Origin of the sequence: Paenibacillus sp. Root52 (assembly GCF_001426865.1) — a bacterium.
In the GTDB taxonomy this organism is placed as follows: Bacteria; Bacillota; Bacilli; order Paenibacillales; family Paenibacillaceae; genus Paenibacillus.
On sequence record NZ_LMFO01000023.1, the window covers coordinates 82401 to 94719 of the forward strand.

A 12319-nucleotide genomic window follows, 5' to 3' on the forward strand; every position below is an offset into this window, starting at 1 on the left:
TATGCTTCATCTCATGCTTTATCATTTGCGAACGAGCAGCAGGTTACCGAATGCGGAGGTATCGCGATATGAATTACCTGAAACATCACTCCAGATGGAGACACTACTACGTTTGCCTTCACCTGTGCGATCGTCATTCACTTGCAGATCGAATCCGATCCACGATGCAGTATGGGTCGACACCAGATCTAATGGAATTGCCGCTTCTACAACGTAACCTGCATTCGTCAGACGTGTATAAGATTGAAACCGATCCTGAAGGGCATTGCCTCCAAAAGAAGTTTCATTATCATAATTGATTCGATATTGAGCATCATCATCTTGATAAAACGAGGTTTTGTTATGATTGGGATCCACAAAAATTTCAATGGAATCCTGCTCATATGCATTCACACTAGCTTTACTACGCATTGGGTCTTTGACCTCAGCGAGTACATACAAGTATTGTTCATCCCATAACAATTGTGCTGTCGCTGTTGCCCCAGAGTTCCCAAGAACCCACACATCCGTTTGAATGGAAGCCGCCTTTTTCCAAATGCGATCCTTCTGACCATCTAACACGGGTGTACCGTACGTGACCTTCGTATGTTTCAGCGTACTGCCTAGTTTCAATTTGCCACGATTCCCCGGTTCATTCGGTTGTTGATTATTGACATCGTTCCAGACGACAACGGAGGTGTGACCATCCGCCTGCTGATCTTGAATTCGATAATCCATGGACAACGTTTTGCCTTCGGCAAGTACAGAGGCTGACAATGGGATAGCTGCATAAATGATATAACCCGTCGATGTCTCTTTTACTTTGTATAACTTATGATCCTTTCCTTTGCCGCCATTTCGTTCAAAAGTATACTGCCCATTCACAGGCTTAGGTTCTATTTTCTTCTTGGAAGTAGGATCAGCCGCCCCTCCGTCTGTTGGGTCATTCAATTCTTCTTCAAGAAAAACCTGCACCTGATCTCCCTTGTGTCGGGAGGTGTCTTGTACTTCTATGCGAAGATTTACCTTTTTATTATCCCACAGCACGCTTGCTTGCCCCGTAACATCCGATGTACCTTCTACGCGATGGGAAACTTGCACACCTTTTACGGCTCCCCAAAGCACATCTTCCTGTCCTTTGCGATCCGGCATAGCAGGGCTAGCCTTGTTCGCTGTCCATTCGTTCCGATACACCGGAAGTGTTGTCGCATCAACCAATGCCCAGTAAGCGGGTTTCGCTTTTAGTTTCCGATCAAATAAAAGAGGTGCATCTTTACGCCCCTGCACGGGATGATTATCCAACCATGTTCCATCATCCGCAAGCCCCCAGACGGTTACGCTATCCAGTACTCCGCGCTGATCAAACTCCTGAAACAGATCGAACAATTCCTTATACCGGTATGCCTGCTGCATCATTAGTTCATCTGTGACTGGTTTCTCCTGCTCCGATGAACCCGAATAAATAGACACATCCAGTTCTGTCACTTGTATATTGACCCCTAGAGCAACAATTCGCTCAAAAGCTTCACGGATTTGCTGTACATTCGGCCCATACATAGACACATGCATTTGGAACCCAACCGCATCAATCGGTGTACCTTTCGCGAGCAGATTTTCGACCAGTTCCACCATATCATTCAGTTTATTAACGCTACCTTCCAGCCCATAGTCGTTGATGACCAGCACAGCGTTAGGATCAGCTTCGCGTGCATACCGGAACGCCAGTTCAATGTAATCACTGTCATCACCGTCACCATCTACATCACCAATGATATCTCTCCACTTGGAACCACTTGCCTCATTACGCAGACCTCCTCCATCCGAGATGACCTCATTGACAACGTCCCAAGTGTGAACTTTGCCTTGATATCGCTGCATGATTGTCTGAATATGTGTCTTCACCCGTGCAAGAAGTTGTTCCCTAGTCGCTGGCTGTGATGCATCATCCGGACTTGTAAAAAACCATTCGGGGACTTGGCTATGCCATACTAACGTATGACCTCTTACCCGCATATTGTTGTTCTCGGCAAACTCAACTAATCGATCGGTGTCCGACCAGACAAACTCACCTTCACGCGGTTGCATCGCATCGATTTTCATAAAATTACCCGCGGTGATGCTGTTGAAATGCTTGACTAACAACTGTGCATGTGGATCTTGTGGATTAAGAGCTGACAAGTCAATAGCCGCCCCAACGTCATAAGATGTTCCGAGCGTGCTTGCTAGATTTGGAATGTCCTGTTCAATTTCTAGTGAGTCTGCCGCTGTAATAACAACATCATCGATGTAAAATGGAATCGTATCCGCCTCTGTCACATTTTCAGACGATTTCCACGGGGTTTCCGCATAGAATCGAAAACCGGTAATTCCACTACTTTCACTCGGAACGACGACATCCGCCTCAATCTGCTTCCATTGTCCCTGGATTAAACTTGTTGAAGCGAACGTAGTATATTCTCTGGTTGAGCTGTCGTTATGATATTCCTTCTCCAAGGAACCATTAATGACTTGAGTGGCTGGCCCTTCATCATACATCGCCCAAAAGGAAATATGCACGGTGCTTCCCTTCTCCAAGAGATTCAACACCTCGATGAGCGGTCCATGAAATGTTTCTGTACGGGAGGACGTCTTCAAGCTACGCGTGCTGTTATGGCCAGTGCCTGTGACAACACTCAGCTGCTCAGAACCTCTCGGGCGCCATTCTCCCACCTGATTATTCTCAAAATCGGCTGCAAACAGCTGTTCACCAGGTTCACTTGGATTCTCAGGCTCCGGTGCAGCAGTTACCCGTCGCAATTGGAACGAATCCAACAGATAACTACTCGTTGGGTCATCACTCTCTAAGTACAATAGCAGGTCTGTTCCTTGCTGATAGCTATACTCTCCCTGTAACTTAACCCATTCCTGATCAGTTACAGGAATAGCCGTATTTACTTGATCATATTGTGCAGGCTGAGTACCTTCACGACGCTCAACGGTAAATTTCAGATTAGTCGGAGTCGTCCCAGGTAACAGCTTCACATATCCTGATATTTCATAGACAGCGTGTTTCTCCAATATATTCGTTACGGATAAGGCAGGTCCATTCCACGCTGCGGATCGGCCTGTTGTCTGGAGAGCATGTGTTCCTTCATACGCATCCTCCTCTGTCACGGCCAGCGTAACACCGCCTCTAGGTGCCCACCCTTGGGATGTGCCCTCTTCATAAGAATGAGACAGTAATAAGTCATCCTCATCTGCTGCCTCGGCACCTATCTTTCCCGGACTCGTCAAAGGCAGCAAACTGATGACCATGAACATTGTTAAGCACAAGCTCCACCATTTTCGATAACGCATCCCATTGCCTCCTTCGTATTTTTTATACATCAATGCTTTTGTAAACACTTTCATTATATAGACCACTAAAGGATTTAATTACCATCTCGTTCCATTTTCACTACTAACATCAGCAACCTCAGCAGCAAATACACTCACCTAGAGATAAGGTATAACTTCTAATCACATACAAAAAAAGAACAGCCATTGGCTGTCCTCTTTTGGTCCTTATGGTCACCTACTCAGGCACGGGTGCTGTTGTATGACGAATGACCAGATTGGAAGGCTCCGTAACTACTGGAGGCGTATAGTCTGGATTCTCGATCATAGCAATCAGATACTCAATCGACTTGATACCGATCGAATATATATTTTGATTAATCGTCGTTAGTCCAGGCTTGAACACCTGTGCATAGTATGTATTGTCGAAGCCAATAACAGATATGTCTTCAGGTACACGCAGACCATGCCGTTCAATTTCTTGAATTGCTCCAAATGCGGACATGTCCGAAGCACAGACAATCCCAGTAGGATGATCCTTCAGGGCTAATAGCCTTCTCGCTGCTTTACCTCCACCATCAAAAGAATAATCACATTCTTCCAAGTAGATGGTTGAATACGGGATCTCACAGTGTCGTAGCCCTTCTTTGTATCCGTCTAGTCTCAGGTTCGCTACCGCTGAACCTAATGTCCCCGAAATATACGCAATCCGGCGGTGCCCCAGCTCATATAAATGTTTAACACTCATGCCAATAGCATTCGCGTTATCCGTTGTGATATATCCAGCTCGTTTGCCGAACAAATCCGTATCCACAAACATCGTTGGAATCTCAGCATGAACTAGCTCTTCAATACTTTTGTTTTCTCTTCCTTCACCAAATACAACAACACCATCCACATTACGGCTCCGGCAATGCTTGATGAATGAATAGCCAGGGTCATCGAAACGGGTAGATAAACGAACAAGATCATAACCGCTGTTCTCCAGCGCTGTCTTGATCCCTTCCAACAATTCCGATACAAATGGGTTGGTAAACGGTACGGTTAAGAGTACGCCTACTGTCCAAGAGCGACGTTTAACTAATCCACGTGCGACCACATTGGGTTGATATTTTAATAGTTCGATGGCTATATTGACTTTTTTTCGAGTTTTGTCACTTACATCAGGATAGTCATTCAGCACTTTGGAAACGGTTGCAACAGATACGCCCGCTTCTTTGGCCACATCATGGATAGAAGCCATCTGATCACCTCAACCTCTTATAAATCCCCTGTCTCCGGCTGCTTTCGCTAACGCATCGGCAGGTTTGTCTACCCATTATAGCTTAAAACAGCCAGAAACGGTAATACCGGTTCCAACAAGTGTATTATCTACAGCTTAATGATCCAGTTTCTGCAGATCCACTGCCAATTTCTCCATCGTTGTGGCGAATACAGCCAGCTCTTGAGAACGGGATGCTTGACTGCGTGCCCCCTGAGACGTATGTTCTGATTCCTTCTGTACATGACTGAGCTTTTTCATGATCTGATCTAGATTAGCCTGAATCTTTCCTTGTGCATCACGAGAACTCGCTGCAAGCTTACGCACCTCACTTGCGACCACTTCGAAGCCCCGACCGAACTCCCCAGCATGCGCAGCTTCAATTGCTGCATTCAATCCAACAAGGTGACTCTGATCTGAAATTTCGCGGATGAGCTCCCCCATCTTACCGATCTGATGCATTTCTCCTGTTAACTCTTCCAGCAGTTCATGTGCTTGATCCTGGGAAGCTGCCGTTTGCATAGCCACATCAGAGATCGCTCGTGCATTTTCATTCAGTTCACTGATCATACCTGTCAGCTGTTGTGTAATTTGCGTAATGGCCAGCAACGTATTTTGTTGATCCGCCGCAAGATGATGCAGTTTTTCTTTTTCTTTTTTCTCATAGGCTTCCAGTACAAGCTGAGAGTCTAGATTGAACATTTTGCTAAGTGCTTGAATGATGGGATGCCATGACTCAGGAATGACCTGCTGGAAAATGGTTGTCGCAATATCGAGATAGACCATATATGTACCTAGATAATAATCTTCAGACAATCCAATTCGTGAGTGTACCAGCCCAATCTCAATACGTTGGTTAATATAAGCGTCATCCACGACACCGTCCGTCATGGATAACCAATACATCCGTTGTGTTTCTTTTAGTCGGTCAATGTTAGAGAATCGAGCAATCAGATCCACCAGTTCAGGATAGTTGCCTACATGTCTGTAAAAGTGATCAACAACTTCATTTACCACTTTCTCAAAGACTGGCCGGTGAGCGGCAAGTAATTGCAAATCTTTGCTTGTTAGTCCAATATAATCGAGTTGTTTCTGTCTTGCTGCAGCAATACTCATAGTGATGTAATCGACTCCTTAGTAAGCTATAAGAGGTTGTTCAAAAAGTCCGCTTTTGATTACGAAGGATGCGCGAGCGGCATCTCAACATCGAATATGGAATTCAGCCGAAATAAGTGGATGCTTACGCAGCTTGCCTACGCTCCGCTACTCCATTTCTAGCTTCATCCCATCTTCTCGGTACTGAAAACCGATCTTTTTGAACACGTACTATAAAAAACTTTAATTTCTAAATATTGTATAGATTATAGACTAAATGACCTACTTTTTCATAAACCATTAGAACTATTTTGTCATAAATTTGTACAGGATTGTGATTAAACTCACTTCATTTCTATGTAAAGCATGTAAAAAGGCCCTTAATCCTGCCGTGAAGGAGCCTCACAGCAGGCATTAAGAGCCCGATCCGGAATGGTCTGATATTAGCGATTCAATAAACTACCCACATAGCGCAGCAACTCATTGGCACTCGCCGCCGTGTAGCCATGTTCCTCAATTAATCGCTTAATGACTTCGTTCATTCGTTTTAATTGTGTCGCATCCGGAGTCTTCGTTGATGTCGTAATTTTGACAATGTCTTTCAGATCAGCAAACAGCTTTTTCTCGATGGCTTCGCGCAGGCGGTCATGGCTGCTATATTCGAACTTACGCTCCTTGCGGGAGTATGCCGAGATTCGGATCAAAATCTCTTCCCGGAACGCTTTTTTCGCATTTTCAGAAATGCCAATCTGCTCCTCAATCGAACGCATCAAGCGCTCATCCGGATCCATCTCCTCATCTGTCAATGGATCTCGGATTTTGGACCAATTGCAAAAAGCTTCAATATTATCAAGGTAGTTCTCAAACAAAGTTCTTGCAGACTCCTCGAATGAATAAACAAACGCTTTTTGTACTTCTTTCTTGGCAAGCTCGTCGTATTCTTTGCGAGCCAGAGCGATAAAGTTTAGATAACGCTCACGCTCTTCTTTGGAGATAGAAGCATGCTGATCCAGACCGTCCTTGATTGCCCGAAGAATATCCAGCGCGTTAATGCACTGAAGATTTTGCTTAATCAAAGCACTGGATATCCGGTTGATGACATACCGCGGATCGATTCCCGACATCCCCTCATCCAAATACTCATTCTGCATTTCACGCAAATCTGCTTCTTTGTATCCTTCAACTTCCTCACCATCATACATCCGCATTTTCTTAACCAGATCCATGCCTTGTTTCTTGGTTTCTTTCAAACGTGTAAGTATCGAGAAAATGGCTGCTGTCCGCAGAGCATGCGGCGCAATGTGAACATGCTTCATATCACTTTGTTGAATGAGTTTCTCATAAATTTTCTCTTCCTCAGACACCTTCAGATTGTAAGGTATCGGCATCACAATCATCCGGGACTGCAGCGCCTCGTTCTTTTTGTTGGAAATAAACGATTTGTACTCCGATTCATTCGTATGTGCGACAATCATTTCATCTGCACTGATTAACGCAAATCGTCCAGCTTTGAAGTTACCCTCTTGCGTTAACGATAACAAGTTCCAGAGGAATTTCTCATCACATTTCAGCATCTCCTGAAACTCCATGAGTCCCCGGTTTGCTTTATTTAATTCCCCGTCGAATCGATAAGCACGCGGGTCAGACTCTGAACCGAACTCGGTAATTGTAGAGAAGTCGATGCTTCCTGTGAGATCTGCGATATCCTGAGATTTCGGATCAGATGGACTGAATGTTCCGATCCCTACCCGGTTATCTTCCGAAATGACGACTCGTTCCACCTTCACGCGGCTAATATCTCCGCCGTATTCTGTACGAAGCCGCATCTGGCAGGAAGGGCATAGGTTGCCTTCAATTCGAACACCTATTTCCTTCTCTACTTCTGGACGAAGCTCCAGTGGAATGAGATGTAAAGGCTCCTCATGCATTGGGCATCCCTCAATGGCGTACACTGCACCTTTTTCTGTACGGGAGAACTTCTCCAATCCACGTTTCAGTAACGTCACCAACGTAGATTTCCCACCGCTGACGGGTCCCATAAGTAATAATATCCGTTTACGTACATCCAATCGGCGTGCTGCTGAATGGAAATATTCTTCGACTAGCTTCTCAATGGAACGATCCAAGCCAAAAATCTCTTGTTCAAAAAACTTGTATCGTTTTTGTCCACCCACTTCTTCCACGCCGAATGATTCAATCATCTGATACACTCGTGCGTGAGCCGTCATTGCCGGAGTCGGATCTTCTCTCAGCATTGCGATGTAATCCTCAAATGTTCCGTTCCATGACAAACGGTCACTCTCTGCCCGATGTTCCGCAACGCGTTCAAAAATATTCATGCTTGGTACCTCCCATGGCTCCTTTAGTGTGATTGTCAACCATTCCGAATGGTATGAAGAAATCAATAGAATTGCGGCTCCTGCTTGAATACCCATCTGCGGTCCGGATTAGTCCCGCCACCCTCTGTCCAAACGACTGATATTGTTGTGAAAAGTGTATTACATACCTATGCGGCAAATTGGATAAGTTGACCTCTTTTTTTCAATTCGCAGGTCTTAATTTTACCCATTCCTTGTTCTATCAGACATCTTGACCCTCAGAAAAAAAAGAACTGATATGCTATAATAAAGGTTCTAATTCAGGAAAACGGACAGCACTTAACCAGGTAGAGGATCTTCACAGGAAAGGAGTGGCGAGCATGGCTATTCAATACGAAACCGAATTATATCCGCCTATAAAGGCATTCTTCGAGAAGCAGGGGTATACCGTGAGAGCCGAAGTGAAGCATTGTGATCTGGTTGGTATCAGGGCTAATGAGAACGTGCCTCTAATCGTGGAGATGAAAAAGTCCTTCAACCTGTCTCTCCTTCTACAAGGGATGCAACGATTGAAACTAAGTCCAAACGTATATTTAGCGGTAGAACGTAATCGTAGTAAACGAGGAGCGGTAAACCAACGCTGGAGTGAACTGACCGCAGTCTGCAATAAACTGGGGCTTGGTTTAATTGCTGTTACATTCTACAAAACCAAATCGCCTCTGATTGATGTCCTCTGTGAACCCATCACACTAAATCATGCACTCCCTTCATCTTCTCGTAAAGGCGGCGTTAGACGGCAACGGCTGCTAAGAGAATTCGACGAACGTACCGGAGACTACAATACAGGAGGTAGTACACGCCAACCCTTAATGACGGCTTACCGCGAAAAAGCATTACGAGTTGCTACTGCATTAAGGAATGAAGGGGAAGCTTCACCCGCGATTATTGCTAAACAGACAGGAGTGGGTTCGACCGCATCCATGCTACAGAAGAATTATTATGGCTGGTTCGAACGAGTATCTCGGGGGAAGTACATTCTCACCGTTAAGGGAAATGAGGCTCTTACAGCACATGCACATATGCTTGACCAACAGGAGCTGCTTGAACTTCGCATGAATGAATTGGAATGGAACAATGATTCAGAGAATTCCTTCTCTAATGAGGGTGAACAGGAGCTGGAGCACGTCGCTGAAGACATGTTATCTTATGTAGTCCAAAAAAATGACTGAACTTCGGGGATATTCTCCCACTCGTATGTTCAACCACGATTATAAATGCCGCATATTTCTGCGGCATTTATAAAAAAAAGAGCCTGTCGTTTCCTCATTAAGGAAAGACAGGCTCTTTACATTTCATATCGAATGAATTAGAAGCTGTTAGCTACTTCAGCAGCCAGTTTCAAACCAGCGTTAACGATATTTTCGGAGTTATCAGGGGAAGCATTGTGTCCTTCAACGATAACCAATTCAGGGTTTTGGATACCCCAGAAGTTCAATACGTTTGTTACATATTTAACGGACATTTCTACAGAAGCCATAGGCTCTACAGAATATACGCCACCACGTGCGTTCAACAATGCTACTTTTTTGTCGCCAACCAGACCTACAGGGCCTTCAGCAGTGTATTTGAACATTTTACCAGCTTGGCTCAGGTAAGAGATGTAGTTCACCAATGGAGCAGGAACTGTGAAGTTCCAGAGCGGGAATGCAAATACAACTTTGTCAGCTGCCAAAAATTGATCTTGCAATTGTGCAGCAAGTGCAGCTGCTTTTTGTTCTGCTGGAGTTGCTTCGATACCGTTAGCTGCTTTGTAACCACCAGTAATTACGTCGTTACCATAGTAAGGGATATCTGTATTGTAAAGATCCAATTCAGTAACTGTGTCACCTGGGTGGGATTCTTTGTATGCACTCAAGAATGCATCATACAATTTAACGCTCACTGCTTGATCCGCAGGGCGGTCGTTTGCTTTAACAAATAAAATATTAGCCATGTTTGGTTTCCCCCGTTAATTTAAAATGATAAGTGCTATAGGCACTAAATTAAAATTGCCGCCCCTATTTATAAGGGCACAACTTATTAATACACATTATATATAAAAATGTTAGTGGATGCAATAACGTAATTACTTTGGACGCATATGGAATAGAACCCGCAGCCTGAAATGTACGTGTAACGACCATCTCAGGCGCAGATCCAATATTTTGCTTCTCTATATAATTGTATTTATTCTATTGTGTATTTAACTACGTGCCGTAAATTCGGCGATGGACTCGCTGATTAGGTTCATGCCAAGTAACAGCTCATCTCGACCGGGATGACTGAAGTTCAATCGAATATGACGATGATCTTGTTCTCCTGTAGAACAGAGAGAGCCCGGTAAAAAAGATACACCTTTTAACAGAGCTGCTCTAAGCAGTGCCCCGCTATCCAATCCTTCAGGTAACTCCACCCATAGATACATGCCCCCTTGGGGTATATCGTAATTGGAGCCCTTCCAGCCAGGCCTTTTCAACAATTCCAGCATCAACTTCAGCCTGGTTTTGTATTCCCGGTTCAATAAGGATAAATGATCCGTCCAGCGAAAAGGAGAATGAGCTAATAGTTGATACAACAATCGCTGATTCATTGGGCTGGATTGTCCATCTGCAATCCGTTTAACCGATGCCATCGCCTGAATCAGAGCTGGATGACCTGCAGCCCATCCTGTGCGTAAGGCTGGTGCAACCGTTTTGCTGAACGAACCAATGTACAAGACATGTCCACCCTGATCTGCTGTATCCAACGCGAAGAGTGATGGGTACTTGCGATAGAAATCCTCGGTCTGCAGTCCATCAAAATGCAATTCACCGTACGAATCATCCTCTACCAGCAGCACACCATAACGAGAACATAAGTCCAATACCGCCTCCCGGCGCTCCAAGCTCCATAATGTACCCGTAGGATTACAGAAGCTAGGTGCAGCAAAAAGCAGCTTCGGCCTCACCTGCTGCATATGGCGTTCCAATTGATCCGGCAATATTCCATCAGAGTCACCCATCACAGGCACAATGATGGCTCCTTGCATCTCCAAAACTTCGAGGCAGCCTGGAGATGTAGGGTGTTCAACTAGAACAGAATCCCCTGGCTCTAACAGCAATCTCATGACGAGATCAATGGCCTGCTGCGTTCCTGTCGTTAATAAGATCTGCTCTGGAACTGTTCGGATGCCTTTGCGAGTGTTCCAATCCTTGTCCAGCCACTCTCTTAGGGGCCTGTATCCAGCCGGCTCACCATACTGAAGTGCAGAGGGACCCGAACTAAATACAGACACAGCTGCCTCTTCCAGCAGTTTAAATGGGAACAATTCCTCTGCTGGCAACTCCTCCGCTAGAGATATGAAATAATCCTTGTCAGACATTTTGCGAATATCCCTAAGCGGTGAAGACAACAGCCTGTTTGTACGGGAGGCGAAGAAATATCTCATTGGTCTCGTTCTCCTTTCGTCCCTATTCCGAACTATGCACATAGCTCGTAGCCACTACAACCTATTCCAAAAGAACATAGAATATGACGATTGTACATGTCACCTAACGAATCCTAGAACGCGAGAGTCATGAAATGCGGCTCATCAAGAGATGGATTTGGTCTGTCTGGCACACAACGCATACCGCTCGATAGCTTGCGCTCTACTGCTCACGTCTAGCTTTACATAGATTTTACGCAAATAGTTGTCGATCGAACGACGGCTAACGTTGATCTCACTCGCTATTTTATCATAGGTTACCCCTTGAACAATTCTTTCCATAATAAAATTTTCGGTTTCCGTCAAATCTACGATGAATTCTTCCGCTCTTGATTCAATCGGCTCCGCCCATTCTGCGCTGGTCAACCAAGCCATCGGCATGGACACATAACCTTCGCGCAGTCCAGATATCAGATGAATCAGTTGGCTAGGGGAAGCCTGCTTGGACAGCATTCCGCTTGCCCCGAGATTCATTAGATGACGGAATAACTTCACATTATCCTCATCCGTGAGAATAACGATATGACTGTGCGCTGATACCGTTTTTATTTCGGAAATAAATTGATCTGCTTGACCTTCGGGAAGTCGATAATCCATCAGAACCAGATCAGGCTGATTGGCTTTCACCAATTCAAGTCCTTCTGTTCCTGTCGAAGTCATGCCACGTACCAGCAGATCCTGTTGCTCTTCCAAAATTAATTTCGTTCCCAGCATGCTGGTGGGGTGGATATCTACGATGACCACCTGCCATACTTTTTTCATTGTTGTTCCCCCTGGTTATGTATTGGACAAATTTGCTTTTCTATCCTTCGACTTCACTCTTCACCATCGCCTGCGACAGTCCAC

At 45.0% G+C, this 12319-nt stretch carries 8 protein-coding genes; 1 reads left to right on the forward strand and 7 read right to left on the reverse strand.

The genetic code is table 11. The annotated features are described in order from the left end of the window. Positions 1-21: 21 nt before the first annotated feature. From ASD24_RS17990 to ASD24_RS18005, 4 genes are all read right to left on the reverse strand, one after another. Positions 22-3315 carry an endo-1,4-beta-xylanase gene (locus ASD24_RS17990; RefSeq protein WP_056698432.1) on the reverse strand — a complete coding sequence of 1098 codons (3294 nt, stop codon included), beginning with the start codon at positions 3313-3315 and terminating at the stop codon, positions 22-24. A 217-nt stretch (positions 3316-3532) separates the two neighbouring features. Next, positions 3533-4537, reverse strand: a complete 1005-nt coding sequence (locus tag ASD24_RS17995) for a LacI family DNA-binding transcriptional regulator (RefSeq protein ID WP_056698435.1) — start codon at positions 4535-4537, stop codon at positions 3533-3535. Between the two features lie 135 nt (positions 4538-4672). Further along, positions 4673-5671 carry a globin-coupled sensor protein gene (locus tag ASD24_RS18000; protein WP_056698439.1) on the reverse strand — a complete coding sequence of 333 codons (999 nt, stop codon included), beginning with the start codon at positions 5669-5671 and terminating at the stop codon, positions 4673-4675. Between the two features lie 422 nt (positions 5672-6093). Next, positions 6094-7989: a PrkA family serine protein kinase gene (locus ASD24_RS18005; protein WP_056698442.1), complete on the reverse strand. Its 1896-nt coding sequence runs from the start codon at positions 7987-7989 to the stop codon at positions 6094-6096. Positions 7990-8348: 359 nt separating this feature from the next. On the opposite strand from ASD24_RS18005, the gene ASD24_RS18010 reads away from it, so the two are divergent. Beyond that, entirely contained in the window at positions 8349-9197 is an 849-nt protein-coding gene (locus ASD24_RS18010; protein WP_082560451.1) for a DUF2161 domain-containing phosphodiesterase, read from the forward strand. A gap of 137 nt (positions 9198-9334) precedes the next feature. Here the strand turns inward: ASD24_RS18010 and ASD24_RS18015 are convergent, their stop codons facing one another. The 3 genes from ASD24_RS18015 to ASD24_RS18025 all read right to left on the reverse strand — a co-directional run bounded on the left by ASD24_RS18015 (position 9335) and on the right by ASD24_RS18025 (position 12235). Then, complete coding sequence (locus tag ASD24_RS18015) at positions 9335-9961, reverse strand: FMN-dependent NADH-azoreductase (RefSeq protein WP_056698444.1); 627 nt, start codon at positions 9959-9961, stop codon at positions 9335-9337. A 249-nt stretch (positions 9962-10210) separates the two neighbouring features. Further along, the gene (locus tag ASD24_RS18020; protein ID WP_056698447.1) at positions 10211-11434 is read right to left on the reverse strand and encodes an aminotransferase-like domain-containing protein; all 1224 of its coding nucleotides are present in this window, start codon (positions 11432-11434) and stop codon (positions 10211-10213) included. A gap of 144 nt (positions 11435-11578) precedes the next feature. Next, positions 11579-12235, reverse strand: coding sequence for a response regulator transcription factor (locus tag ASD24_RS18025; protein WP_056698450.1), 657 nt, complete (start codon positions 12233-12235; stop codon positions 11579-11581). Positions 12236-12319 lie beyond the last annotated feature (84 nt).